At 61.6% G+C, this 25,738-nt stretch carries 27 protein-coding genes; 16 read left to right on the top strand and 11 right to left on the bottom strand.

Features of this window, described 5'->3' with window-relative positions:
* Positions 1–26 precede the first annotated feature (26 nt).
* Both DLD99_RS00400 and DLD99_RS00395 read left to right on the top strand, forming a co-directional pair.
* The gene (locus DLD99_RS00400) at positions 27–578 is read left to right on the top strand and encodes a cytochrome c oxidase assembly protein (protein WP_085713029.1); all 552 of its coding nucleotides are present in this window, start codon (positions 27–29) and stop codon (positions 576–578) included.
* Between the two features lie 25 nt (positions 579–603).
* On the top strand, positions 604–1,491 hold the full coding sequence (locus tag DLD99_RS00395; RefSeq protein ID WP_085713030.1) for a cytochrome c oxidase subunit 3: 888 nt from the start codon (positions 604–606) through the stop codon (positions 1,489–1,491).
* Positions 1,492–1,567: 76 nt separating this feature from the next.
* On the opposite strand, the gene DLD99_RS00390 is transcribed toward DLD99_RS00395, so the two are convergent.
* Complete coding sequence (locus tag DLD99_RS00390) at positions 1,568–1,771, bottom strand: twin transmembrane helix small protein (RefSeq protein ID WP_114880896.1); 204 nt, start codon at positions 1,769–1,771, stop codon at positions 1,568–1,570.
* Between the two features lie 71 nt (positions 1,772–1,842).
* Between DLD99_RS00390 and DLD99_RS00385 the strand changes: the two genes are divergently transcribed.
* From DLD99_RS00385 to DLD99_RS00365, 5 genes are read left to right on the top strand one after another with little or no spacing between them, the layout of a single operon-like run.
* A complete protein-coding gene (locus DLD99_RS00385) occupies positions 1,843–2,583 on the top strand; it encodes an SURF1 family protein (protein WP_114880895.1) in 741 nt (246 codons plus the stop codon).
* Positions 2,549–3,142, top strand: a complete 594-nt coding sequence (locus DLD99_RS00380) for a hypothetical protein (protein WP_114880894.1) — start codon at positions 2,549–2,551, stop codon at positions 3,140–3,142. Before DLD99_RS00385 ends, DLD99_RS00380 begins: the two co-directional genes overlap by 35 nt.
* Before the next feature lie 10 nt (positions 3,143–3,152).
* Positions 3,153–4,232: a COX15/CtaA family protein gene (locus DLD99_RS00375; RefSeq protein WP_114880893.1), complete on the top strand. Its 1,080-nt coding sequence runs from the start codon at positions 3,153–3,155 to the stop codon at positions 4,230–4,232.
* A complete protein-coding gene (gene cyoE / locus DLD99_RS00370) occupies positions 4,220–5,119 on the top strand; it encodes a heme o synthase (RefSeq protein ID WP_085713033.1) in 900 nt (299 codons plus the stop codon). The genes DLD99_RS00375 and cyoE overlap by 13 nt, the downstream gene beginning before the upstream one ends.
* Positions 5,116–5,751 (top strand): SCO family protein, encoded by a 636-nt coding sequence (locus DLD99_RS00365; RefSeq protein WP_085733848.1) that lies wholly within the window; start codon positions 5,116–5,118, stop codon positions 5,749–5,751. The genes cyoE and DLD99_RS00365 overlap by 4 nt, the downstream gene beginning before the upstream one ends.
* Before the next feature lie 62 nt (positions 5,752–5,813).
* Here the strand turns inward: DLD99_RS00365 and DLD99_RS00360 are convergent, their stop codons facing one another.
* The 3 genes from DLD99_RS00360 to DLD99_RS00350 form a co-directional block, all read right to left on the bottom strand.
* Positions 5,814–6,584, bottom strand: coding sequence for a MetQ/NlpA family ABC transporter substrate-binding protein (locus tag DLD99_RS00360; RefSeq protein WP_114880892.1), 771 nt, complete (start codon positions 6,582–6,584; stop codon positions 5,814–5,816).
* A gap of 77 nt (positions 6,585–6,661) precedes the next feature.
* Positions 6,662–7,336: a methionine ABC transporter permease gene (locus tag DLD99_RS00355; protein WP_065260662.1), complete on the bottom strand. Its 675-nt coding sequence runs from the start codon at positions 7,334–7,336 to the stop codon at positions 6,662–6,664.
* Positions 7,336–8,343 (bottom strand): methionine ABC transporter ATP-binding protein, encoded by a 1,008-nt coding sequence (locus DLD99_RS00350; protein WP_085713036.1) that lies wholly within the window; start codon positions 8,341–8,343, stop codon positions 7,336–7,338. Before DLD99_RS00350 ends, DLD99_RS00355 begins: the two co-directional genes overlap by 1 nt.
* Before the next feature lie 260 nt (positions 8,344–8,603).
* Here DLD99_RS00350 and katE point away from each other — a divergent pair, with 260 nt between their 5' ends.
* Positions 8,604–10,745 (top strand): catalase HPII, encoded by a 2,142-nt coding sequence (gene katE / locus DLD99_RS00345; protein ID WP_114880891.1) that lies wholly within the window; start codon positions 8,604–8,606, stop codon positions 10,743–10,745.
* A 38-nt stretch (positions 10,746–10,783) separates the two neighbouring features.
* Here the strand turns inward: katE and DLD99_RS00340 are convergent, their stop codons facing one another.
* From DLD99_RS00340 to zur, 4 genes are read right to left on the bottom strand one after another with little or no spacing between them, the layout of a single operon-like run.
* On the bottom strand, positions 10,784–11,497 hold the full coding sequence (locus DLD99_RS00340; RefSeq protein ID WP_114880890.1) for a PA5502 family lipoprotein: 714 nt from the start codon (positions 11,495–11,497) through the stop codon (positions 10,784–10,786).
* Positions 11,498–11,534: 37 nt separating this feature from the next.
* The gene (gene znuB / locus DLD99_RS00335; RefSeq protein WP_065260666.1) at positions 11,535–12,323 is read right to left on the bottom strand and encodes a zinc ABC transporter permease subunit ZnuB; all 789 of its coding nucleotides are present in this window, start codon (positions 12,321–12,323) and stop codon (positions 11,535–11,537) included.
* Complete coding sequence (gene znuC / locus DLD99_RS00330) at positions 12,316–13,101, bottom strand: zinc ABC transporter ATP-binding protein ZnuC (protein WP_065260667.1); 786 nt, start codon at positions 13,099–13,101, stop codon at positions 12,316–12,318. Before znuC ends, znuB begins: the two co-directional genes overlap by 8 nt.
* Positions 13,101–13,583, bottom strand: a complete 483-nt coding sequence (zur, locus tag DLD99_RS00325) for a zinc uptake transcriptional repressor Zur (protein WP_011331783.1) — start codon at positions 13,581–13,583, stop codon at positions 13,101–13,103. The genes znuC and zur overlap by 1 nt, the downstream gene beginning before the upstream one ends.
* A gap of 57 nt (positions 13,584–13,640) precedes the next feature.
* Between zur and DLD99_RS00320 the strand changes: the two genes are divergently transcribed.
* Positions 13,641–14,570: a zinc ABC transporter substrate-binding protein ZnuA gene (locus tag DLD99_RS00320; RefSeq protein WP_114880889.1), complete on the top strand. Its 930-nt coding sequence runs from the start codon at positions 13,641–13,643 to the stop codon at positions 14,568–14,570.
* 41 nt (positions 14,571–14,611) lie between these two features.
* Here DLD99_RS00320 and DLD99_RS00315 read toward each other — a convergent pair whose 3' ends face one another.
* Positions 14,612–15,565 carry a homoserine kinase gene (locus tag DLD99_RS00315; protein WP_114880888.1) on the bottom strand — a complete coding sequence of 318 codons (954 nt, stop codon included), beginning with the start codon at positions 15,563–15,565 and terminating at the stop codon, positions 14,612–14,614.
* Positions 15,566–15,625: 60 nt separating this feature from the next.
* The gene (locus tag DLD99_RS00310) at positions 15,626–15,916 is read right to left on the bottom strand and encodes a DUF2782 domain-containing protein (RefSeq protein WP_114880887.1); all 291 of its coding nucleotides are present in this window, start codon (positions 15,914–15,916) and stop codon (positions 15,626–15,628) included.
* Positions 15,917–15,990: 74 nt separating this feature from the next.
* Here DLD99_RS00310 and polA point away from each other — a divergent pair, with 74 nt between their 5' ends.
* Positions 15,991–18,795, top strand: a complete 2,805-nt coding sequence (gene polA / locus DLD99_RS00305) for a DNA polymerase I (protein ID WP_114880886.1) — start codon at positions 15,991–15,993, stop codon at positions 18,793–18,795.
* A 425-nt stretch (positions 18,796–19,220) separates the two neighbouring features.
* On the opposite strand, the gene yihA is transcribed toward polA, so the two are convergent.
* The gene (gene yihA, locus DLD99_RS00300) at positions 19,221–19,865 is read right to left on the bottom strand and encodes a ribosome biogenesis GTP-binding protein YihA/YsxC (RefSeq protein WP_085733858.1); all 645 of its coding nucleotides are present in this window, start codon (positions 19,863–19,865) and stop codon (positions 19,221–19,223) included.
* Between the two features lie 191 nt (positions 19,866–20,056).
* On the opposite strand from yihA, the gene DLD99_RS00295 reads away from it, so the two are divergent.
* The 6 genes from DLD99_RS00295 to DLD99_RS00265 all read left to right on the top strand — a co-directional run bounded on the left by DLD99_RS00295 (position 20,057) and on the right by DLD99_RS00265 (position 25,720).
* Entirely contained in the window at positions 20,057–20,362 is a 306-nt protein-coding gene (locus DLD99_RS00295) for a c-type cytochrome (protein WP_085713044.1), read from the top strand.
* A gap of 32 nt (positions 20,363–20,394) precedes the next feature.
* A complete protein-coding gene (locus tag DLD99_RS00290) occupies positions 20,395–21,006 on the top strand; it encodes a c-type cytochrome (protein ID WP_065260178.1) in 612 nt (203 codons plus the stop codon).
* A gap of 211 nt (positions 21,007–21,217) precedes the next feature.
* Positions 21,218–21,859 carry a thiol:disulfide interchange protein DsbA/DsbL gene (locus DLD99_RS00280; RefSeq protein ID WP_114880885.1) on the top strand — a complete coding sequence of 214 codons (642 nt, stop codon included), beginning with the start codon at positions 21,218–21,220 and terminating at the stop codon, positions 21,857–21,859.
* Between the two features lie 14 nt (positions 21,860–21,873).
* Positions 21,874–22,752 carry an endonuclease/exonuclease/phosphatase family protein gene (locus DLD99_RS00275; RefSeq protein WP_085713047.1) on the top strand — a complete coding sequence of 293 codons (879 nt, stop codon included), beginning with the start codon at positions 21,874–21,876 and terminating at the stop codon, positions 22,750–22,752.
* Positions 22,749–24,845: a GGDEF domain-containing protein gene (locus DLD99_RS00270; protein ID WP_114880884.1), complete on the top strand. Its 2,097-nt coding sequence runs from the start codon at positions 22,749–22,751 to the stop codon at positions 24,843–24,845. Before DLD99_RS00275 ends, DLD99_RS00270 begins: the two co-directional genes overlap by 4 nt.
* Positions 24,846–24,940: 95 nt before the next feature.
* Positions 24,941–25,720 carry an N-acetylmuramoyl-L-alanine amidase gene (locus tag DLD99_RS00265; RefSeq protein ID WP_114880883.1) on the top strand — a complete coding sequence of 260 codons (780 nt, stop codon included), beginning with the start codon at positions 24,941–24,943 and terminating at the stop codon, positions 25,718–25,720.
* The last annotated feature ends 18 nt before the right edge of the window (positions 25,721–25,738 follow it).

Below are 25,738 nucleotides of genomic sequence, written 5' to 3'. Positions count from 1 at the left end.
CCCTGTAGCCCTTGAGGGCCACCGCCATGGCTGACTCGATTTCGCTGAAGAAACTGGTGACCCGACTGCTGGGCGTGGTGGTGGCGATGTTTGTTTTCGGTTTTGCTTTGGTGCCGATCTACGACGTGATGTGCAAGGCGTTCGGCATCAATGGCAAGACCGCCGGGCAGTACGAGGGCGAGCAGGTTGTGGATAACTCGCGACAGGTGCGGGTGCAGTTCCTGTCGATGAACAACGCCGACATGCCTTGGGAGTTCTACCCCAAAGGCGAAGAGCTGGTGGCCCATCCGGGCGGGGTGAACGAGATGATCTTCATCGCCCGCAATCCCACCGACAAGCCGATGAGCGCCCAGGCCGTGCCGAGCATCGCCCCGAGCGAAGCGGCGGCGTATTTCCACAAGACCGAATGCTTTTGCTTTACCCAGCAGGTGCTGCAGCCCGGTCAGCAGATCGAGATGCCGGTGCGCTTCATCGTTGACCGCGACATGCCCAAGGACGTGAAGCACCTGACGCTGTCCTACACGCTGTTCGATATCACCGCCCGACATCCTCCGGTGGCTGCAAACACTGGCGGTTAAGCGTGCCCGATAAGGAGAACAATAAATGGCAACTCATGAGCACTATTACGTCCCGGCCCAGAGCAAGTGGCCGATCATCGCCACCTTCGGCATGGTCATCACCGTTTACGGCCTGGCCACCTGGTTCAACGATCTGAAGGCTGCACGCCCGGAATCCCACGGGCCGTACATCTTTTTCGTCGGCGGGCTGTTGCTGGCGTACATGCTGTTCGGCTGGTTCGGCGCGGTGATCAAGGAAAGCCGCGCGGGGTTGTACAGCCCGCAGCTGGACCGCTCGTTCCGCTGGGGCATGAGCTGGTTCATTTTCTCCGAGGTGATGTTCTTCATCGCCTTCTTCGGCGCGCTGTTCTACGTGCGGCACATTTCCGGCCCGGCGCTGGGCGGCGAAGGCACCAAGGGCATTGCGCACATGCTCTGGCCGAACTTCCAGTTCACCTGGCCGCTGCTGCACACGCCCGACCCGAAACTGTTCCCGCCGCCCAAGGAAGTCATCAGCCCCTGGGGCCTGCCGCTGGTCAACACCATCCTGCTGGTGAGTTCCAGCGTGACCATCACCATCGCCCACCATGCCTTGAAGAAAGGCCATCGCGGTGCGCTGAAAATCTGGCTGGCGATCACCGTGCTGTTGGGCTGCGGCTTCCTCGCCTTGCAGGCCGAGGAATACATGCACGCCTATCACGAACTGGGCCTGACCCTCGGTTCGGGGATCTACGGCGCGACGTTCTTCATGCTCACCGGGTTCCACGGTGCCCACGTGACCATCGGCACGATCATTCTGTTCGTGATGCTGATGCGGATCATGAAGGGCCACTTCGACAACGAGCACCAGTTCGGCTTCGAAGCCGCGAGCTGGTACTGGCACTTCGTCGATGTGGTGTGGATCGGCTTGTTCATCTTCGTTTATGTGCTTTAACAGCAGCTGCAAGCCGCGAGCTACAAGCTTCAAGTCAAAACGGTAAGGCTTGTAGCTTGTAGCTCGGCGCTTGTAGCTACCACGGCACGTGGGATACCAGTTGGCCGCTGTAGAAACCCCAGGCAATCAAGCCGACGGTGCAAGCGGCCAATGCCACCCGAACACTCAAGGCGATGACCAGGCGATTTGAACTGCTGTCGTCCTTGACCAGGAAAAACAGGCCGCTGAACAGGCTGATCACCGTGGCAATCAGCATCAGGACGATAGCTGCTTTGAGCATGGGAAGACTCCGGGGGTACAGGCGATGCAATCAAGTATAGCGGTCGCATTCACTGCTTTTCTGGCGCGGCCATGAAGCGCTTCCGGCCGGGCGTCGTGCCGACGCTGGTGGTCGCCTTGCTGCTGCCGCTGCTGATTTCGCTGGGCTTCTGGCAACTGGGCCGGGGGGCGGAGAAAACCGCCCTGCTCGCCAGTTACGCCGAGCGCCGGGCCGCCGAACCGATGGCCAGCACCGAGTTGCTGCACAGCACCGACCCGGCCTTTCGCCGGGTGCATCTGCATGGCCAGTTCGATGCGGCGCACAGTCTGCTGCTGGACAACCGGCAGCGGGACGGCAAGGTCGGCGTCGAATTGCTGCAACCGTTTCAGGATCAGCGCACCGGCCTGTGGCTGCTGGTCAATCGCGGCTGGCTGCCGTGGCCGGACCGCCGCGTTACCCCGCAATTCAAGACACCGGCCGATGCCGTGAATGTCGATGCCTGGGTGTATGTCGCCCCCGGCGCGACCTTCCAGTTGCACGCCGACCCGGTCAGCAGCACCTGGCCGCAAACCGTCACTGCCGTCGAACCAGCCAAATTGTGGAAAACCCTCGAGCGCGACGGCTTCGCCTATGAATTGCGCGCTGAACCCGGTCCCGCCAGCTATCAGGCCGACTGGCCGGTAGTCGCCATGGGCCCGGAAAAACACCTCGGTTACGCCGTGCAGTGGTTCGCCATGGCCACCGCCCTGTTCGGTCTCTACATCTACCTCGGATTGCACAACGCGAAGGAGAAACACCATGGGAGCGGCCATGAATCCACCCAGCATGTCTGAAGCCAAGGCCCCGGCCGGTCGCCGCCGCGGGCGCATTCAACTGCTGTTGATCCTGCTCGGCGTCGTCGGCCCGATGATCCTCGCCACCGGCATGTACAAGTTGCAGTTCTGGGTCCCGGAAGGACGCAGCTATCACGGCGAACTGATCGGCAACGGCCAGAGCCGCGCTGACCTCGGCGTGAAAGCGGACGAAGAGCGCTGGCAGATGCTGGTGACCGCACCGAAAGACTGCGCGGTGGACTGCCAGCAACTGGTGTACCTGGCGCGGCAGATCCAGATCGGCCTCGGCCGCGATGCCGGGCGCGCCAGCCATGCCCTCGCCGCCGCGCAACCGCTGACGGCCGACTACGAAGCCAAGCTGACTCGCGAATATCCGCAACTGCAACGTTATCCGCTGGACGCTGCCGCGTTCAGCAAGGCCACCGGCGACAAGGCCACGCCGCAGCTGTGGATCATCGACCCCCACGGCAATCTCGTGCTGCGCTACGACCCGAGTGTGAAGGGCAAGGATCTGCTCAACGACCTGCGTCACCTGCTGAAACTGTCGAACATCGGATAAGGGCATCGTCATGGCCAAACCTGGATTTCGCCTCGCGCTGTTTGCCACCCTGCTGGCGCTGATCGTGGTGCTGCTCGGCGCCTACACCCGCCTGACTCACGCCGGCCTTGGCTGCCCTGACTGGCCGGGCTGCTACGGATTCATCAGCGTGCCGAAAAGCGAAGCCCAACTGGCCCATGCCGAACTGCATTACCCCGACTCGCCGGTGGAGGCGCACAAAGGCTGGAACGAGATGATCCACCGCTACTTCGCCGGCACCCTCGGCATGTTGATATCGATTCTGGCCGGTCGCGCGTGGGTCAACCGCCGTCATCCGGGGCAACCGCTGAAACTGCCGCTGTTTCTGCTGGCGGTGGTGTTTGCCCAGGCGGCGTTCGGCATGTGGACGGTGACGCTCAAGCTCTGGCCGCAAGTGGTGACCGGGCATTTGCTCGGTGGCTTCGCGACCTTGAGCCTGCTGTTTCTGCTGACGCTGAGACTGTCCGGCGTGCTGCCGGCGCTGACCGTGCCCAAGCGTCTGCAATATTGGGCCACCGCCGGTTTGTTGCTGGTGATCGGCCAGATCGCCCTCGGTGGCTGGGTCAGTTCCAACTATGCGGCGGTGGCCTGCATCGACTTCCCGACCTGCCACGGCCAATGGCTGCCGCCGGCGGATTTCGCCAATGGCTTTCACCTGACCCAGCACATCGGCCCCAATTACCTCGGCGGGCAACTCGACAGCGACGCACGCACGGCGATTCACCTGACCCACCGTATCGGCGCCCTGCTGGTGACGATTGTCCTGCTCTGTCTGGCGTGGCAACTGAAAGGGGTGGGCATGACCCGACTGGCCGGGCTGGTGCTGGTTGCTCTCGGCGCACAGATCACCCTCGGTATCAGCAACGTGCTGTTTCATCTGCCGCTGCCGGTGGCCGTGGCGCACAACGCCGGCGGCGCAGCCCTGCTGCTGACCATGGTGCTGGTCAACTATCACGCGCGAACCAGTCTGGTCCGGGTCAAGCAGCCGATGCTCGCGCGCTGGCGCCTGAGCCCGCGTAAACCCTCGGCGGCGCCCATCACCCTAAAAGGAGAGACGCCATGGCGATTCTGATCGGCGAGCGTCACGCACAGGCGTTGTGGCGTGATTACCTGGAGCTGACCAAACCGAAAGTCGTGGTGCTGATGCTCATCACCTCGCTGGTCGGCATGTTCCTCGCGACCCGCGCCGGCGTGCCGTGGACGGTGCTGGTGTTCGGCAACCTGGGAATCGCGCTGTGTGCCGGAGGTGCGGCGGCGGTCAATCATGTGGTGGACCGGCGCATCGATGCCGTCATGGCACGCACCCACAAACGGCCGCTGGCCGAGGGTCGGGTTTCGCCCACGGCGGCACTGACCTTTGCGCTGGTGCTGGCGCTGCTTGGTCAGGCCTTGCTGCTGACTTTCACCAATCCGCTGACCGCTTGGCTGACCCTGGCCTCGCTGCTCGGCTACGCGGTGATCTACACCGGTTTCCTCAAACGCGCGACGCCGCAGAACATCGTCATCGGCGGCCTCGCCGGCGCCGCACCGCCGCTGCTCGGCTGGACCGCCGCCACCGGCCATATCGGTGCCGAACCGTTGCTGCTGGTGCTGATCATCTTCGCCTGGACCCCACCGCACTTCTGGGCGCTGGCGATCCACCGCAAGGAGGAATACGCCAAGGCCGACATCCCGATGCTGCCGGTCACCCACGGCGAGCACTACACCAAGGTGCATATTCTGCTGTACACCTTCGCCCTGCTGGCGGTCAGCCTGTTGCCGTACGTGATCCACATGAGCGGCGCGCTGTACCTGATCTGCGCCCTCGGCCTGGGCGCCAGGTTTCTGCAATGGGCCGTGGTGCTGTACCGTGGCACTCGGCCGCACGCGGCGATCAACACCTTCAAGTACTCTATCTGGTACTTGTTTCTGCTGTTCATCGCCCTGCTCGTAGACCACTACTTACTGTTGAACCTATGACTCGAACCCAGAAAACCGTCTTCATCCTCGTGGCCGTGATCGCGCTGATCCTCGGCCTGACCGTCAACAAAGTGCTGAGCGGCAAGGGCCAGGGCGACCCGACCGCGCTGATCGACGCCGGCATCATCCTGCTGCCACAGAGCCGCAACCTGCCGGACGTGACGATGACCAATCAGGACGGCCAACCGGTCACGGTCAACGAGCTCAAGGGCAAGTGGAGCCTGCTGTTCTTCGGCTACACCTTCTGCCCGGACATCTGCCCGACCACCCTCGCCCAGCTGCGCCAGATCAAGAGCGAGCTGCCGAAAGATGCGGTGGATAAATTGCAGATCGTGCTGGTCAGCGTCGACCCGAACCGCGACAACCCTGCGCAGTTGAAGCAGTACCTGGGCTACTTCGATCCGCAGTTCATCGGCCTGACGCCGAAGTCGATCGAGGAGCTGCAGAAGGTCGCCAACGCGGTGAGCATTCCGTTCATTCCGGCGGATACCAGCAAGCCGAATTACACCGTTGATCACAGTGGGAATCTGGCAGTGATCGGGCCGGATGGGACGCAGCGCGGGTTTATTCGGGCGCCGTTGAACAATGCCAAGCTGGTGGCGCAGTTGCCGGTGATGCTGAACCGCAAGTAAAAACCCGGACCAAAAAAAAACCGCAGCCTGAGCTGCGGTTTTTTTATGCCTGTAAGCCGGGATCAGAACGCCGGCAACACCGCACCTTTGTACTTCTCGGTAATGAATTTCTTCACTTCCGGGCTGTGCAGGGCTTCAGCCAGTTTCTTCATGGCGTCGCTGTCCTTGTTGTCCGCGCGGGACACCAGGATGTTCACGTACGGCGAATCGTTGCCTTCGATGACCAGCGCGTCCTTGGACGGATCCAGCTTGGCTTCCAGCGCGTAGTTGGTGTTGATAAGCGCCAGGTCGACCTGGGTCAGCACGCGCGGGATGGTCGCGGCTTCCAGTTCACGGATCTTCAGGTCTTTCGGGTTTTCGGCGATGTCCTTGACGGTGGACAGGATGTTTTTCGAATCCTTCAGCTTGATCACGCCCGCCTTGTCCAGCAGCAACAGCGCACGGCCGCCGTTGGTGGCGTCGTTCGGGATCACCACGTTGGCGCCGCCTGGCAGGTCTTCGATTTTCTTGATCTTGCTCGAGTAGGCGCCCAGCGGCTCCAGGTGCACACCGGTCACGGCGACCAGGCTGGTGCCCTTGGCCTTGTTGAACTCATCGAGGTAAGGCTGGTGCTGGAAGAAGTTGGCGTCCAGACGCTTTTCGGCCACCTGCACGTTCGGCTGGATGTAATCGGTGAAGACCTTGACCTTCAGATCCACGCCTTCTTTGGCCAGTGCCGGCTTCACGAATTCGAGGATTTCTGCGTGCGGCACCGGGGTGGCAGCAACGGTCAGGGTTTCAGCGTGAGCCGAAAAAGCGGCTACGGCAGCGAAAGCAGCGATCAGTTTTTTCATTCAGCTAACTCCTTTTGAGGTGCCCGTGTGGCACCTGCCAGCGAATGGCCGGCTCATTTTTTGATTACCAAACCGGGTTATTTGCGCGAGAAATGCACGACCAGTCGGTCGCCGACCATTTGCAGCACTTGCACCAGAATCAGCAGCAACACCACGGTGACGATCATCACGTCGGTCTGGAAACGCTGGTAACCGAAACGGATAGCCAGGTCACCCAGACCACCGGCGCCGACCACACCGGCCATCGCCGTGTAGGAAACCAGTGTAATCGCCGTCACCGTAATCGCTGCGAAGATGCCCGGACGGGCCTCCGGCAGCAAGGCATTCATGATGATCTGGCGAGTGGTCGCGCCCATGGACTGGGTCGCTTCGATGATGCCGCGATCCACTTCACGCAGGGCGGTTTCCACCAGACGCGCGAAGAACGGCGTCGCACCTACCACCAGCGGTGGAATCGCACCGGCCACACCCAGCGAGGTGCCGGTGATCAGCACGGTGAACGGGATCATCACGATCAACAGAATGATGAACGGCAACGAACGCAGGATGTTCACCACCAGCGACAGCAGCGCATATACGCCTTTTGCTTCAAGCAACTGACGCGGGCTGCACAGGAACAGCAGCACGCCCAGCGGCAGGCCGAGCAACACGGTGAACAGCAGCGAACCGCCGAGCATCATCATGGTGTCGCCGGTGGCCAGCCAGATTTCGTACCAGTCGATATTGGTGAAGAAACTCATCAGGTCTGCCATTAGCGCAACACCTCCATGTGAACGTCAGCGGCGGTGAAGCGGGCAAAGGCCGCTTCCATGTCGCCACCGGTGACGGCGAGGGTCAATTGCCCGTAAGGAATGTCTTTAATGCGGTCGATACGACCGGCCAGGATGCTGTAGTCCACGCCGGTTTCCCGGGCGACGGTACCCAGCAGCGGCGCGTAGGTCGCTTCGCCCTGGAAGGTCAGACGCACGATGCGGCCCGGCACGTGAGCGAAGTCATCGCGCTGCTCGCTTTCGTCGATCTGCTCGTCTTCCTGCACAAAACGCTTGGTGGTCGGGTGCTTCGGATGCAGGAACACCTCGGCCACCGAACCCTGTTCGACGATCACGCCGGCGTCCATCACCGCCACCTGATCACAGACACGGCGGATCACATCCATCTCGTGGGTGATCAGCACGATGGTCAGTTTCAGCTCGCGGTTGATTTCGGCCAGCAGTTGCAGCACCGAAGCGGTGGTCTGCGGGTCGAGGGCGCTGGTGGCTTCGTCGCACAGCAGGATTTTCGGCTTGGTCGCCAGGGCGCGGGCGATGCCGACGCGTTGCTTCTGGCCACCGGACAACTGCGCCGGGTACTTCTTCGCGTGATCGGACAGCCCGACCCGCGCCAGCAATTCGGCCACACGCTGGTCGATCTCGGCGCGGGACAGTTCACCGGCCAGGGTCAGCGGCAGCGCGACGTTGTCGGCCACGGTCTTGGACGCCAGCAGATTGAAGTGCTGGAAGATCATCCCGACCTGCTGACGGAAACGGCGCAGGCCGTTGGCGTCCAGCGCGGTGACTTCTTCGCCGTCGACAATGATCTTGCCGCCGCTGGAATCTTCCAGGCGATTGATCAGACGCAGCAGGGTACTTTTTCCCGCGCCGGAATGGCCAATCAGGCCGAACACCTGACCGTTCTCGATGGAGAGACTGGTCGGATGCAGCGCGGTGATGTCCTTACCGGCGACGCGGTAAGTCTTATGGACGTTTTGAAACTCGATCACGTAGCGAACCTTGTGGGGCGCGTTGGAAAAGGATCAGCGGTTAGCCGGGCGCGCATTTTAGCCTGTCCGTATAGAGGTTCTTAGCATTTATTTCGCAATTAACCTTCGATTTGGCAATAACAGGATCAAAGGTCATAAAAAAGGAACGCCCAAAACCCTCGTCAGTCACTAGGTAAGCGACTTGAAAACCCTGGGTGCCGCGCCCGGGAACCACTCAAGCGCCCCGGCGCAACGCCGGGGCAGACAGGAGTTCACGACTGATGAGTACGAAAAAACCTGCCACAGACAAAAGCCAACTGGCCGGCACCGATACCCCGGATCGCGCCAATACCAACGCCAAACTCGACAGCCTGGAAAAATTCCGTTCCGACGCCACCGGCCAGGCCCTGCGCACCAATCAGGGCGTGAAGGTCGCGGACAACCAGAACACCCTCAAGGCCGGGCCGCGGGGGCCGTCGCTGCTGGAAGACTTCATCATGCGTGAGAAAATCACGCACTTTGACCATGAGCGGATTCCCGAGCGCATCGTCCATGCCCGCGGTACCGGGGCCCATGGTTTCTTTCAGACCTACGAGAATCATTCGGCGTTGACCAAGGCCGGTTTCCTGCGGGATCCGGGAAAGAAAACACCCGTGTTCGTCCGTTTTTCCACGGTGCAAGGGCCACGGGGCTCCGGCGATACCGTGCGTGATGTGCGTGGTTTTGCCGTGAAGTTCTTCACCGACGAAGGCAACTTCGACCTGGTCGGCAACAACATGCCGGTGTTCTTCATCCAGGACGCGATCAAGTTTCCCGACTTCGTCCACGCGGTAAAACCCGAACCGCATAATGAAATGCCTACCGGCGGCTCGGCTCATGACACCTTCTGGGACTTTGTGTCGCTGGTGCCGGAGTCAGCACACATGGTCATCTGGGCCATGTCCGACCGGGCCATCCCGAAAAGCCTGCGCAGCATGCAGGGTTTCGGCGTGCACACCTTCCGGCTGATCAACGCCGAGGGCAAATCACGCTTCGTCAAATTCCATTGGCGCCCCACCGCCGGCACTTGTTCGCTGGTGTGGGACGAAGCGCAGAAGCTGGCCGGTAAAGACACCGACTACCATCGGCGCGATCTCTGGGAGGCCATCGAGACCGGGGACTACCCGGAATGGGAACTTGGCGTACAAATCATCGAGGAGGAAAACGAGCACGACTTCGATTTCGACATCCTCGACCCGACCAAACTGATTCCCGAGGAAATCGTCCCGATCACGCCGCTGGGCAAGATGACCCTCAACCGCAACCCGGACAATTTCTTCGCCGAAACTGAGCAGGTCGCGTTCTGCCCCGGCCATATCGTGCCGGGCATCGATTTCTCCAATGACCCGCTGCTGCAAGGTCGGCTGTTTTCCTACACCGACACGCAGATCAGCCGACTCGGCGGGCCGAACTTTCATGAGCTACCGATCAATCGTCCGGTGGCGCCTTTCCACAATGGCCAGCGCGATGCCCAGCACCGTACGGTGATCGACAAGGGCCGTGCGTCTTACGAACCCAACTCCATTGATGGTGGCTGGCCAAAAGAAACCCCGCCAGCCGCGCAGGACGGCGGGTTCGAGAGCTATGCGGAGCGCATCGACGCCAACAAGATCCGTCAGCGCAGCGAGTCGTTCAGCGATCACTTTTCCCAGGCGCGACTGTTCTTCAAGAGCATGAGCAAGCACGAGCAGGAACACATCATCTCGGCTTACAGCTTCGAACTGGGCAAGGTCGAGCGCGAGCACATTCGGGCCCGGGAAGTGAACGAGATTCTGGCCAACATCGATCTGGAACTGGCCAGGCGCGTGGCACACAACCTTGGGTTGCCGGCGCCAGCCAAAGGGACAGTCGAGGTGCGCAAGACATCACTGGATCACTCACCGGCACTCAGTCAGGCCAACCTGTTGCCGGAGAACATCAAGACGCGAAAAGTGGCGATTCTGGCAGCCAATGGCGTCGATGGTGCCGCGATTGATGCAATGAAGAAGGCTCTGGCGGCAGAAGGCGCGCACGCCAAACTGCTCGGCCCGACTTCGGCACCGGTGAAGACCGCCGATGGCAAGAGCCTTGCGGTGGATGCGTCGATGGAGGGCTTGCCTTCAATAGCGTTCGACGCGGTGTTCGTGCCGGGCGGCGCGGCGTCGGTCAAGGCGTTGAGCGGTGATGGTGTGGCGCTGCATTACCTGCTGGAGGCGTACAAGCACCTGAAGGCAATTGCCCTGCAAGGCGAGGCCAAACAGCTGCTGGACGTGCTGAAGCTGGAGGCGGATGCCGGATTGATCGAAGGCAAAGATATGAAAGCGCTGACCAAGCCGTTCTTTGCGGCGATCGGGCAACATCGGGTCTGGGATCGGGAGGCGAAGGCCAAGGCAATTCCGGCCTGAAAAAAACCGCAGCCTGCGATCAGCAGGCTGCGGTTAATTCAAGGTTTGCGCGGGCTCAGAACCATCTGTGCCGGAACTGTGCGCAGAATCTGCTTCTCGATCTGCAGATCGAAATCCGGATCGAGCTTCTTCACGCGCTTGGTGATCAGCGTCGCCAGCCAAGGGTAATCATTGGTACGCGGCGCCTGAATGCTCACCGCACAGTCATAATTCACCACATCGGCGGCGATCGCATCGAGTTGACGGCGAAGTTTGCGGCTATCGTTGATATTCAACGCAACCGTGGTGCTCTCGGCGGTCGGGTCGATCACCTTGGCTTTCGGCTTGGCCTCGGCGGCCAGGAGCGCTGCTTCGGCTTTTTCCAGCTCAGCCTTGCGCGCTTCGGTGATTGCGCCGTTGACGCCACCGGTCAGCGCCGGAGCCTTGGGCATCAGCGCGCGAGCCCGGGCCAGAGCGGTTGCGGCAGCATTCACATCGCCCTTCTGCAGGACGATCTGACTGCGGCGCAGATAGGCTTCGGCCAACTGGCGCTGGTACTGCTCAAGGGACTGATCATTGGGCGTTTCGGCCTGCAAGGCTGCCAACTGGTCTTCGGCAGTGGCCAGTTCGCTGCTGGCCAGGCTTTGCTCCAGCTGTGCGATGGCCGTGGCCCGCGCATCGGGGGCTTCGGCCACCGGCGGCGTGCTTTGGCAGGCGCCCAGCAGCACTGAAAATGCGACAAGGAGCAGATAACGGGAGGCGAACGGCTTCATTCCTGCGACTCTCTATTTGCGCAAAAAACGAGCAAGTCTACACCCCTCGACGGGGCAGAACAAAACTCAGCAGAAACAGTGCGGCCGCCGTCACAACGATTGACGGGCCGGCCGGGGTGTCCTTGAACCAGGACAGCGCCAGCCCGCCACACACGGCGAGCATGCCCAGCAGGCTCGCGCCCAGCGCCATCTGCTCCGGCGAACGGGCGTGACGTTGTGCCGCAGCCGCCGGGATGATCAACAGCGACGTAATCAGCAATACACCGACGATTTTCATCGCCACGGCGATCACCACCGCGATCAGCAGCATCAGCGCCATGCGCAATCCGGCCACCGGCAGGCCTTCGACCCGGGCCAGTTCTTCGTGCACGGTGATCGCCAGCAGCGGCCGCCACAGCGTCACCAGCAACACCAGCACCGCCGCGCTGCCGCCGAGGATCCAGGCAAGGTCAGTCGGGCTGATTGCCAGCAGATCGCCAAACAGATAGGCCATCAGGTCGATCCGCACTTCATGCATGAAGCTTAGTACCACCAGGCCGAGAGAGAGCGTGCTCGGCGCAAGAATGCCCAGCAACGTGTCGGACGCCAGCGGCTGGCGCTGTTGCAGGGTGACCAGCAGCACCGCCAGCAGCAGACAGCCCACGGTGACCGCGACGGTCGGGCTGACATCCAGCAGAAAACCCAGCGCCACGCCGAGCAGTGCGGCGTGGGACAGCGTGTCGCCGAAATAGGCCATGCGCCGCCAGACCACGAACGAGCCCAGCGGCCCCGCGACCACCGCCAGCGCCAGACCTGCAAGCAGGGCGTAGAACAGAAAATCAGCCATGCTTGCAGCTATCTCCGTGAACGTGAGGTTGGCCTTTTACAGGCCCCTTGACCACCGAACCGTGCAGGTCGTGGGCGTGGTCGTGATGGTGGTGATAGACCGCGAGGCTCGGCGCGTGGTTGCCGAACAGCTCGACGAAAGCGGGGTCGCCACTGACCTGCTCGGGATGCCCGGAGCAGCAGACATGACGGTTGAGGCACACCACCTGATCCGTGGTGCTCATCACCAGATGCAGGTCGTGGGACACCATCAGCACGCCGCAACCGTGGCGGTCGCGCAGCCGGGTGATCAGGCTGTACAGCTCGGCTTGCCCGGCGACATCGACACCTTGCACCGGCTCGTCGAGCACCAGCAGTTCCGGCTCGCGCAACAGCGCCCGGGCCAGCAAAACGCGCTGCATTTCACCGCCGGAAACGCTTTGCACCGGGCTGTCGATGACATGCTCGGCGCCGACCTCCTTGAGAGCCGCCAGCGCGCGCGGGCGGTCAACGCCCGGCACCAGCCGCAGGAAGCGCAGGACGGACAGCGGCAGGGTCGGATCGACGTGGAGCTTTTGCGGCATGTAACCGACGCGCAGTTTCGGCTTGCGCCAGACGCTGCCGCTGTCGGGTTTCAGCAGCCCGAGCACAGCGCGTACCAGCGTGGTCTTGCCGGCGCCGTTGGGGCCGATCAGGGTGACGATCTGCCCCGGCTCGACGCTCAGGTGAATGTTGTCCAGCACGTTCTGCCCGGCAAACCGGACAGCCACCTGCTCCAGACGGATCAACGCATCGCTCATCAAGCCCCCCGGCAACCGGAGCAGAGGCCGACCACTTCGACGGTCTGGGCCTCGACGATGAAGCCGACGTCCTTGGCGCTGTGGACGATCGCGTCGCTGATGGTTTTTTGCTCGAGTTCGATGGCGGCGTGGCATTCGCGGCAGATCAGGAACTGGCCCTGGTGCGAATGCTTCGGATGAACGCAGCCGACAAAGGCGTTCAGCGAGGAAATGCGGTGTACCAGACCGTTTTCCAGGAGGAAATCCAGCGCCCGGTATACGGTCGGCGGCGCGGCGCGGCGGCCGTCCTGCTCGCTGAGCACGGCGAGGATGTCGTAGGCACCCAGCGGCTTGTGGCTCTGCCAGACCAGTTCCAGCACCCGCCGACGCAATGCGGTCAGGCGCAGGCCTTTCTGTGCACACAAGGCATCGGCCTCGGACAGGGCGCTGTGGACGCAATGAGAGTGGTCGTGGGGACGGCTGGCAATCGGGGTAATAGGCATGAGCGGCGACGAGTTTGGTTAGAGACGTTATTATGTTACCCGTTCTCGCCTCCTTGAGTGGTCATCGTGTCCCGACTTTTTTCTGTTTTTGTGGCCTTTGTCGCCAGTTTTCTGCTGATCGGTTCGGCTCAGGCCGAAGTCAGAGTCCTCACCAGCATCAAGCCGCTGCAATTGATTGCCGCTGCGGTGCAGGACGGCGTGGCGATTCCGGAAGTGTTGCTGCCGCCGGGGGCTTCGCCGCATAACTACGCGCTGCGCCCTTCCGACGTACGCAAGGTGCAATCGGTGGACCTGCTGTACTGGATCGGCCCGGACATGGAAGGTTTCCTGCCTCGCGTGCTGAACGGTCGTACGCTGCCAAGCGTCGCCGTGCAGGACCTGCCGGGCATGAAGTTGCGCCGCTTCGCCGAAGACAGCCACTCCCACGCCGAAGACGCCGACGAGCATGATCACGATCACCGCCCCGGCACTCTCGACGCGCATTTGTGGCTATCGCCGGTAAACGCGCGGGTGATTGCCGACAAAATGGCCGCTGACCTGAGCGCTGCCGACCCGGCCAATGCCGAGCGCTATCAGAGCAACGCCAAGGCGTTCGATGAGCGTCTGGATGCGCTGGATCAGCGTTTGAAGAAACGTCTGGCCAGCGTTGAAGGCAAACCCTACTTCGTCTTCCACGAAGCCTTCGACTACTTCGAAGATGCCTACGGCCTGAAACACACCGGTGTATTCAGCGTGGCGGCGGAAGTGCAGCCGGGCGCTCAGCATGTCGCGGCAATGCGCGCGCGTTTGCAGCAAGTAGGCAAGACGTGCGTGTTCAGTGAGCCGCCATTGCGCCCACGTCTGGCCGAAACCCTGGTGGCTGGCCTGCCGGTGAAACTGGCGGAACTGGATGCGTTGGGCGGGTACACGCCGGCGACGGCTCAAGGTTATGAGCAGGTGCTGGAGAAGCTGGGGAATGATCTGGCGGGTTGCCTGGAGTCGCTCTGATACAAAAAACCGCAGCCTGCACAGGCTGCGGTTTTTTTCTTTTACAGGGCGAAAGGTAGCGGTGTGCTGACCTGCTGACGCTGCGCCAGCCGCTGCTCGAACTCTTTCGGATCGTGAATCAGCACGTCCTGCCCGGCGAACGATTCCGCCGCGATCAACCGCGACAGCCAGAACCGCACGCACGCCACGCGCAGCATGGTTGGCCACAATTCGGCCTCGGCTGCCGTAAACGGACGCAGTGCCGCATAGGCACCCAGGAAGGCCCGCGCACGTGGGCCGTCGATCAGGCCGTCATCGTCCGAACACCAGTCGTTCAAGGCAATCGCCACATCGTAGAGCATCGGCCCGGAGCAGGCGTTGTAGAAGTCGATCAGCCCGGTCAGGTGCGTGCCTTCGAACATGGCGTTGTCGCGGAACAGGTCGGCGTGGATGTTCGCCCGCGGCAGCGCGAGAATTTTCTCTTTCTGTTGGGTGATTTCGTCCAGCGCCTTCTGCAGCAGCGCACGCGGCTCGTCGCTCAGGTGCGAAAGAAACTGTGTACCCTCTTCCAGCATCCAGTCCAGGCCACGATCGGTCTTGCGCTTGATCATGCTGTCGCCCTGGGTCGCCAGGTGCAGGTGCGCCTGCAAGTCACCGACCTGCGCGCAATGCTGGGCGTTGGCCTGTTTGATGTGCTTGCCGGCGAGGCGCGGCTGCAACAGCGCCGGTTTGCCTTTCAGCTCGCGCAGGGCCACGCCATCAGTGGTGCGCAGTGCGTAAGGCACCGGCAGGTCGGCTTCGTGGAGGACATCGAGCAGGTCGATGAAAAACGGCATTTCCTGCACCGGGCCGCGCTCGACCAGGGTCAGGACGAACTCGCCCTTTTCCATGCTGATGAAGAAGTTGGTGTTTTCGCTGCCGGCGGCGATCCCCTGGAAATCGAGCAGACGGCCGAGCCCGTAAGGGGCGAGAAAGGTTTCCAGCTCGGGCCGAGCCAGGGGGGTGAACACAGACATGGTTAAAAACTGCTCAGTTCTGGCGCCGCCATCGAGCCGGCGCCGGTTGAAATTAAGAAACTACTTCCACTCGAAAATTTTCCACGCGGGGATCAGCATATCCGGCTGGTCCGAGCGGATGAAGTTTGCATCAGTACCGTCCGCACGCACCAGAAAATAGGGCGGGAAACCCTTCTTGGTCACCTTGATCGCGTACAGGAAACCGTTCTGCCGGTACTCCTGGATGGTTTTGTCACCCTCGGTGCGGATGGTGACTTCCGGCTCCGCTGACGGCGCATCATCCGCCGCGATCGCAGGCAAGGGTGAGACAGCAATCAGACTGACCAGCAGCAAGCGATTTAACGTACGCATGATAACCTTGTCCCTTTGTCGTCAACGGTCCCGCTATTCTAGCGCCGGACCCGCCGAAAAGGTTGATCCTGCTCATGAGCCAAGCCCCCCTCGTCCTGGTGGACGGTTCGTCTTACCTGTACCGCGCCTTTCACGCGCTGCCACCGCTGACCACGTCCAAAGGCCTGCCGACCGGTGCGGTCAAAGGCGTGCTGAACATGCTCAAGAGCTTGCGCAAGCAGTATCCGGACAGCCCGTTCGCCGTGGTGTTCGACGCCAAGGGCGGGACATTTCGCGATGAGATGTACGCCGAATACAAGGCCAACCGCCCGAGCATGCCCGACGACATGCGCCTGCAGATCGAGCCGCTGCACCAGAGCGTGAAAGCCCTCGGTTTTCCGCTGCTGTGCGTCGAAGGCGTCGAGGCCGATGACGTGATCGGCACCCTGGCCCGCAGCAGCGCGGCCGCCAATCGTCCGGTGATCATCTCCACCGGCGACAAGGACATGGCGCAACTGGTCGACGGGCACATTACCTTGGTCAACACCATGTCCGGTAGCTCGATGGACGTGGAGGGCGTGAAGGAGAAATTCGGCGTCGCTCCGGAGCAGATCATCGATTATCTGGCCCTGATGGGCGATTCTTCCGACAACATCCCCGGTGTTCCCGGCATCGGGCCGAAAACCGCGTCCGGCCTGTTGGTCGGCGTCAACGGCGGCCTGACCGAGCTCTACGCGCAGCTCGACATCGTGCCGACCCTGCCGATTCGCGGCGCCAAGACCCTGCCGGCCAAGCTTGAAGAGCACAAGGAGATGGCGTTCCTCTCCTATCAACTGGCGACCATCAAGGTCGACGTACCGCTGGACATCGGCCTCGACGACCTGCAAATGGGCCCGGAAGATCCGGCCAAGCTGCTTGAGCTTTACACCCTGCTGGAGTTCAAGAGCTGGATCAACGATCTGGAACGGGATGCCAAACGTCTGGAGCTGAGCAGCGCCGCCGCGCCTGAGCCGGTCGTCGACCTGTTCAGCGCACCTGCGGAAGAAGCACCGGTCGCTCCGGCCGAGGCCGCGTACGAAACCATCCTCGATCAGGCCCGTTTCGATGTCTGGCTGGAAAAACTGAAGAACGCCAAGCTGTTCGCCTTCGACACCGAAACCACCGGCGTCGACGCGCAACAGGCGCAACTGGTCGGTCTGTCTTTCGCGGTGCAGGCCAACGAAGCGGCCTACATCCCGCTGACCCACTCCTACATCGGTGTGCCGGAGCAGCTGGATCGCGACACCGTGTTGCGCGCGCTCAAGCCAATCCTCGAAGACCCGAACAAGCTCAAGGTCGGCCAGCACGCCAAGTTCGACATGAACATCCTGGCCAACTGCGCCATCGGCGGCGACCAGAACGAAGGCATCACCGTGCGCGGCATCGCCTTCGACACGATGCTTGAGTCCTACGTGCTCAACTCCACCGCCACCCGTCACGACATGGACAGCCTGGCGCAGAAGTACCTGGATCACACTACCGTGAGCTTCCAGGACATCGCCGGCAAAGGCGCCAAACAGCTGACCTTCGACCAGATCGCGCTGGAACAGGCCGGCCCATACGCCGCCGAAGATGCCGACGTGACCCTGCGCCTGCACCAGACACTGTTCGAAAAACTCAGCGCCATCCCGAGCCTGGCCAGCGTGCTGACCGACATCGAGATCCCGCTGGTGCCGGTGCTGGCCCGCATCGAGCGTCAGGGTGCATTCGTCGATGCCGCGCTGCTGGGCGTTCAGAGCATCGAGCTGGGCGACAAGATGGTCGCGCTGGAGCGTGAAGCCTTCGAGATCGCCGGTGAAGAATTCAACCTCGGCTCGCCGAAGCAACTGGGTGTGATTCTCTACGAAAAACTCGGCCTGCCGGTGCTGAAAAAGACCGCCAAGGGTCAGCCGTCCACTGCCGAAGAAGTGCTGGCAAAACTGGCCGAAGACGATCACCGCCTGCCAAAAGTGCTGATGGAACACCGTTCCATGAGCAAGCTGAAAAGCACCTACACCGATCGCCTGCCGGAGCAGATCAACCCGCGCACCGGGCGTATCCACACCTCGTATCATCAGGCTGTGGCATCGACCGGTCGCTTGTCCTCAAGCGATCCGAACCTGCAGAACATCCCGGTGCGCACCGCCGAAGGCCGGCGCATCCGTCAGGCCTTTGTCGCGCCGAAAGGCTACAAACTGCTGGCGGCGGACTACTCGCAGATCGAATTGCGGATCATGGCGCACCTGTCCCGCGACGAAGGCCTGATGAACGCCTTCCGCAACAATCTGGACGTGCACACCGCAACTGCCGCCGAAGTGTTCAAGGTCGAGCTGAACGAAGTGACGTCCGACCAGCGCCGTGGCGCCAAGGCGATCAACTTCGGCCTGATCTACGGCATGGGCGCGCAGAAGCTGGGCAAGGACATCGGCGTCGACACCAAGACCGCCAAGGCCTACATCGATACCTACTTCGCACGCTACCCGGGCGTTCGCGAATACATGGATCGCACCCGTGCGCAGGCGGCGGATCAAGGCTTCGTGGAAACAATCTTCGGCCGTCGTCTGTATCTGCCGGACATCAACTCCAACAAGCCGCAGGAGCGCGCAGCTGCCGAACGCACGGCGATCAACGCACCGATGCAGGGCACCGCAGCGGACATCATCAAGAAAGCCATGGTGGCGGTGGACAACTGGCTGAGCGCTTCGGGTCTGGACGCCAAAGTCATCCTGCAGGTGCACGACGAACTGGTGCTGGAGGTTCGCGAGGATCTGGTGGATCAGGTTCGCGACGAAATTCGCGTCCACATGAGTGAAGCGGCGAAGCTGGATGTGCCGTTGCTGGTGGAAGTCGGGGTTGGCAACAACTGGGACGAGGCCCACTGATCGGTCAGAGGCCGGCTCTGCCGGGGCATAACGCCGCAGCAGAGCCCTTTGCAGGCACTTAGTCCTAAAGGTTCTGGAATTTATTCCAAACCTTTTCTAGAAAATTCTGAACTAATCTTGCAGGCTGATACTCAGAGGTACTGAATGGCTGGTGAAGCCCTTCGATGCTCCTATGTTGTGTTAAGTGTTGGCAGATATCTGAACCCCGCCCTAGCGGTTCGGAACTTGAACCCCGGAACTTCTCCCTCCCCATATGAAGTCCGGGGCTTTTTTTGCCCAAAAATCGGCTGTAGCGCGGTCATGCTGCGTTAAAAGCGTTACTAAAAATGCTCATTTAGGTCCCCTAAAGTCGAGCGCGACCCCGGCCGTTTTACTAACACTTTTGCCTTGCCTGACCGCACTACAGCCAATTTTCCATATTCCGATTATTCGGTCGCCGCTTCTGCGCCTTTGTCTGCCAGCTCCATCCAGCCCGCCAGCTTGGTGTAGGCCTCTTCCAGGCCCATGCGTTTTGGTGCGGAGAACAGCTGGATCGTCACCAGATCGCCCCACCCCTTGCGGATTTCCGACTGCACCTTGAGCAGCGTGTTCTTGGCTGCGCCGTAGGTCAGCTTGTCGGCCTTGGTCAGCAGAATGTGCATCGGCATGCCGGCCGCAACGGCCCAGTCGAGCATCAGCAGGTCGAAGTCGGTCATTGGATGACGGATGTCCATCATCAGAATCAGCCCCTTCAAACTCTCGCGGCCACCGAGGTAAGCCTCGAGGTGACGCTGCCAGTGTTGCTTGAGCGGGATCGGGACTTTTGCATAACCGTAGCCCGGCAGGTCGACCAGACGCCGTTCATCGTCTAGCTTGAAGAAGTTCAACAGCTGTGTGCGACCCGGGGTTTTCGAGGTGCGCGCCAGACTGGCGTGAGTCAGGGTGTTCAGCGCACTGGATTTACCGGCGTTGGAACGACCGGCGAACGCCACTTCGAAGCCTTCGTCGTCGGGGCACTGATCGACTTTGGCGGCACTGAGCATGAACGTGGACTGTTGGCACAGGCCGAGGATGGGATTCTTGAGTTGCATGGGATTTCCGATGTGGGCGGCGCCGGGATTGGGCGCGGAACGCGGTGTCGCTTCCGTTTCAGTGACGCCAGTATATAATGCCGCAGATTTTGTGTGTGCTTTGTCCCAGCGAAGGATGAAGTACACGAGAGCGACAGACTTTGATTGCGCAACAGAACGCAGATCGCTCTCAACCCTGAAAAGGTCGTTTTATGACGAAATGGCTGCTGGCTGCCGGAGTTCTGATGCCGCTTTACAGCGCACAGGCTACACAGGATCCGGAAGCCGTGTACAACCGTGTTTGTGGTGCCTGTCATTCCGGCCAACTACCCATGGCGCCCAGAAGAGGCGATCAGGAAGCTTGGACGCCGAGGTTGGCGAAAGGTATGGAGACGCTGGTGCAACACGTAACCCAGGGTTTCAAGGCGATGCCGCCGCGTGGTTTGTGCATGGACTGCAGTGCCGAGGATTACCAGGCCATCATCCTCTGGATGAGCGGAAGTAAACCCGGTCCATAACTCTTAACCCTTAGCCGTAGTTGGATTAGCTGATGAACAAACTGATCGTGAGTCTGCTGTTGACCGTGGGAATCTCAGGTTTCGCCCATGCTGCAGGCGATGCCGCCGCAGGCCAGGCGAAGGCTGCCGTATGCGGGGCCTGCCATGGCCCGGATGGCAACAGCATGGCGCCAAACTTTCCAAAACTGGCCGGCCAGGGTGAACGCTACCTGACCAAGCAACTGCACGACATCAAGTCGGGCAAGCGCACCGTTCTGGAAATGACCGGCCTGCTGACCAACCTGAGCGATCAGGACCTCTCCGACATCGCCGCCTATTTCGCCAGCCAGAAAGGCAGCGTCGGCGCCGCCGATCCGAAGATCGTCGCTCGCGGCGAAGCCCTGTTCCGTGGCGGCAACCTGGAAAAAGGCCTGCCAGCCTGCACCGGTTGCCACTCGCCGAACGGCGCGGGCAATGCCGCCGCCGGCTTCCCGCACTTGGGTGGCCAGCACGCTCAATACATCGCCAAACAGCTGACCGATTTCCGCAAGGAAGAAGCCGGTCGCAACAACGACGGCGATGCCATGACCATGCGCACCATCGCTCGCAAGCTGAGCGACGAGGACATCGCGGCGGTCTCCAGCTACATTCAAGGCCTGCACTAAGGCCAGACCTGCGATGGTGATTCGAGCGTTGCGCGCGAAGGGCAACGCCTGCCACGTTAACGCTCGATTAATCCGTTGCATGAAGTATAAAAAGGGTGGCTTTGGCCGCCCTTTTTTGTGGCCGCTGCCGTTACACTACAGAACTCATGCCCGCCAGGATCTGTCTGAAAACAGCCCGCGCGAGGCGAACAAAATTGTCCAGGAGTAAAGCATGCGTAATCTGATCATCAGCGCCGCTCTCGTCGCTGCCAGCCTGTTCGGCGTAACCGCCCAGGCTGCCGAAGCACCTGCTGCCCCGTACGTCGAGCTGAGCAATCCGGTTCCGGTTGCCGTGCCTGGCAAGATCGAAGTGGTGGAACTGTTCTGGTACGGCTGCCCGCACTGCTACGCCTTCGAACCCGTGATCAATCCATGGGTTGAAAAACTGCCTTCCGACGTCAACTTCGTCCGCATTCCTGCCATGTTCGGCGGCCCTTGGGACGCACACGGTCAGATGTTCCTGACCCTGGAAGCCATGGGCGTCGAGCACAGCGTTCACGCTGCCGTGTTCAACGCGATCCAGAAAGAGCACAAGAAGCTGACCGACAAGAATGACATGGCCGACTTCCTCGCCACTCAGGGCGTGGACAAGGACAAGTTCCTGGCCACCTTCGACTCCTTCGCCATCAAGGGCCAGATCGTCAAGGCTCGCGAACTGGCCAAGAAATATGAAATCTCCGGCGTTCCAACCATGATCGTCAACGGCAAATACCGCTTTGACATCGGCTCTGCCGGTGGTGCCGAAGAGGCTCTGAAACTGGCTGACCAACTGGTCGCCAAAGAGCGAGCGGCCAACAAGGCAGCCTCCAACTAAGCGCGGCAATCGCCATGCGCCGCTGGGGAACCGAACGACTCGTCGGCCTGCATGATCCGCAGGTCAACGAGCATCACCTGGAGTCCACGGGCCTGCCCGCAGACAGCCGTTTGCGCTTGCTCAGCTTCAATATCCAGGTCGGCATCAGCACCGAGCGTTATCGGCACTACCTGACCCGCAGCTGGCAGCATCTGCTGCCGCACCCCGGCCGCTCCGGCAATCTGCAGAAGATCGGCAATCTGCTCGGCGACTTCGACCTGGTCGCCCTGCAGGAAGCCGATGGCGGCAGCCTGCGCTCAGGCTACGTCAATCAGGTCGAGCACCTGGCCCACCTCGGCGCCTTCCCCTACTGGTATCAACAACTCAATCGCAACCTTGGCCGACTGGCCCAGCACAGCAACGGCGTGCTCAGTCGCCTGCGCCCGTGGGCGATCGAGGACCATCCGCTGCCGGGGCCGAAAGGTCGCGGGGCGATCCTGGTGCGCTTTGGCGAAGGTCCCGAGGCGCTGGTGGTGGTGATGATGCACCTGGCGCTCGGCGCCCGGGTACGCACCATGCAACTGGCCTATATCCGCGAGCTGATCGGCGGCTACAAGCATCAGGTGCTGATGGGCGACATGAACACCCACGCCAGCGACCTGCTGCAACACTCGCCCTTGCGCGACCTCGGCCTGCTGGCCCCGCAACTCGAAGCGACATTCCCCAGCTGGCGCCCGCAGCGCTGCCTGGACCATATTCTGCTCAGCCCGACCCTGACGCTGGAAAAGGTCGAAGTGCTGGCCCAACCGATTTCCGATCACCTGCCCGTCGCGGTAGAGATTCGTCTGCCGGGTTCGCTCACGGCCGATGCATTGCCCGCGTTGAGTCCTGCCCCTCGCGGAACGCCTGAATGAGCGACGAAGCCCAGCGCTGGAAAGAGAAATACCTCAAAAGCATCGAACAACAGGAAAAGCTCGAACGTCGATGGGACGCCCGGCTCGACCTGCTGCGTCGCGGCCTGGTGCGTAGCACGCTCGCGGCGGAAGGCACCGATCGCGTGGTCGATCAATGCATGAAGGAAATGCGCGATGTGGTGCGCACCGACGACATGGATGCCGGCCTCGCCGCCCTGTTGCCACGCCTTGAAAAAGCTGTGCTCGACTCCGAGCAGCGTCGTGAAACCCGGATCGAGCAGGTCAGCACCGCGCTGAACTCGCTGGTGGCTCAGCTGCAATCGCTACCTCTGCCCCGAGATGTCGCGCAGCCACTGAAGAAATTCGCCAAGCAGCTCGACGGGCGAGTCAGTCAGGCCCGGGAAATGCCGTTATTGCTGAGCGAACTCAGCGGTTTGCAGGGCAAGGCCCTGAGCCAACTGGAGACGCCGGCGGAACCGGGACGTCTTGGGTTGTTGCAGCGCCTGTTTGGCAGCCGCGACAGCGAGGAAACGCCTGCATCTGTAGCTCAGCCTGCCGTGATCACTCCGGCCGCTCAGCCAGAGCAACCGCCCGCCGCGCCTGAAAGCGCGCAAATGCCAGAAGCGCCCGCTGCAATCGCCGAACCGGCAGCCATTGCCACCGTCAGTGAAGCACCGGTCACCGCACCTCTGGCCGCGCCACTGCAAGCTTCAGCACCAATAGCAACACCCGAGCCTGTTGCAGAGCCGGGAGTGGTCGCCTTCGAGCCTGCCCGGATCCGCACAGAAGTCGTTCCGTCTCCCAGCGAACCGGCCCCCTCCGAGCCAGAACCCGAGCCGCAAGCCTTCACGCCACCTCCGGTCTTCGCGCCAGCAACGCCTGCGGCCTTCAACCCTGACGAACTGATCCACCCCGGCGACAACCCGCCTCCGGTCTTCCTCGACAGCCTGCCCCTGCCCGAGCCCATCGCGCAGGCCCTGGCGGCCATCGACCCGGAGCAACCCGAGCAAGACATTCTCTATGCCCTGCCGGATTCGCCCGAACCCTCCTACAGCTCGGTGGCCAAGCACATAGAAGACACGCTGATCGGCCTGCTGGACGACCTGACCCTGCCTGAGCGCCACCGCCCGCAAGCCGAAGCCATGCGCGACCGGCTGAAAAATGGCCTGAACTGGTACGAACTGCTACCGATCCTCGACGATCTGGCGACCTTGATGCTGGCCATCACCGACAGTGGCCAGCACGAGTTCGAAGCTTATCTGCAACAACTCAACGAACGCCTCGAAGCGTTCCAGAGCAACCTGCAGGCTGCCAGCGAAGGTCACGCCGACAACAGTTCGGCGGCGCGAGCGATGGACACGCAGATCCGTGAACAGGTCGATGGCCTGCAGACCAGCGTGCAGGAAGCGGCGGACCTGGACGACCTCAAGCAGGTTCTGGAAAACCACCTCGAAGGTCTGCTCGGCACGATGGACCAGCATCAGAAACAGCGCGACGCCCGTGAGCAGGAAGTGGCTGGGCGCCTGAAAAGCCTGGCCGAACGGGTGGCGCACATGGAGCAGGAGGCCCTCGGCTACCGCGAGCACCTTGAAGAGCAGCGCCAGAAAGCCCTGATTGACCCGCTCACCGGCCTGCCTAACCGCGCCGCCTGGAGCGAGCGGCTCGACCACGAAATCGCCCAATGGCAGCAGCATGGCAATACTCTGAGCCTGGCCATGCTCGACCTCGATCACTTCAAGCGGATCAACGACAACTACGGCCATCTGGCCGGCGACAAAGTGTTGAAGATCATTGCCACGGTGCTGCGCAAGCGCCTGCGCGGCAGCGATTTCATTGCCCGGTTCGGCGGCGAGGAATTCGTCCTGCTGCTGCCGGCAACTCCGCCGGCCGTCGGCGCCAAACTGCTGGAAACCCTGCGCGCGTCCATCGAGGCCTGTCCGTTCCACTTCAAGGGTGAGCGCGTCACGATCACCATTTCCATGGGACTGGCGGCGTTCAGGCCGGGAGAACACAGCGATCTGGTGCTCAAAAGAGCCGATCAGGCACTGTACCGAGCCAAAAACGCAGGTCGCAACCGGGTGGAGCTAGGCTGAAGACAATTGTTCCATTTCATTTAAATCAGCCCTTTTGCCGTTCGCACGCAGGTCAGTACGTTACACTGTTGCATTACTGACTTGCGTGTACTGCCATGAAATTCCTTGCCCTCATCACGTCGCTGCTCATTCTGGCCGGTTGTGCCAGCGGACCGCGCTACGACACCAGCCATCCTTCTGCCAATCACGACAGCCGCGCGCAGTTCGTGATCGTGCATTACACCTCCGCCTCCCTCGAGCGTTCGCTGCAACTGCTGACCCACGGTGAAGTCAGCAGCCACTACCTGATCGGCGACGACAAGAAAGGCACGATCTACAAGCTGATGGACGAAAACCTGCGCGCCTGGCATGCCGGCGAAAGTGAATGGCAAGGCCGTACCTGGCTCAACTCAAGCTCCATCGGCATCGAAATCGTCAACCCGGGCTTCAAGGACACTCCGACCGGACGCGTGTGGTTTCCGTACAGCGAAGCCCAGGTACAGTCGCTGATCGTCCTGCTCAAGGACATCAGCAAACGCAACGGCATCAGCCCGGACCACATCATCGGCCACAGCGATATCGCACCGCTGCGCAAGCTTGATCCGGGCCCGTTGTTCCCGTGGAAGCGCCTGGCTGCCGAAGGCCTTGGCTTGTGGCCAGATGAGCAAGCCGTCGCCCGCCAGCAAGTGCGATTCGACGTCGAGCTGCCGAGCATCAGCTGGTTCCAGGCGCAACTGGCGCGCCTGGGCTACGCAACGCCGCAGAACGGCGAGCTGGACGTCGCGACCCGCCATGTCCTCGCAGCCTTCCAGATGCACTTCCGCCCTTCCCGCTTCGACGGTACTCCGGATGCGCAAACGGCAGCGTTGCTGCTGGTGCTGAATCAGACAAAATAATGACGCCCGCCCGACGGT

The sequence above is a fragment of the Pseudomonas kribbensis genome, assembly GCF_003352185.1.
In the GTDB taxonomy this organism is placed as follows: domain Bacteria; phylum Pseudomonadota; class Gammaproteobacteria; order Pseudomonadales; family Pseudomonadaceae; genus Aquipseudomonas; species Aquipseudomonas kribbensis.
Note: the sequence above shows the minus strand (reverse complement) of the source record. Positions and strands in the feature narration are given on the sequence as shown.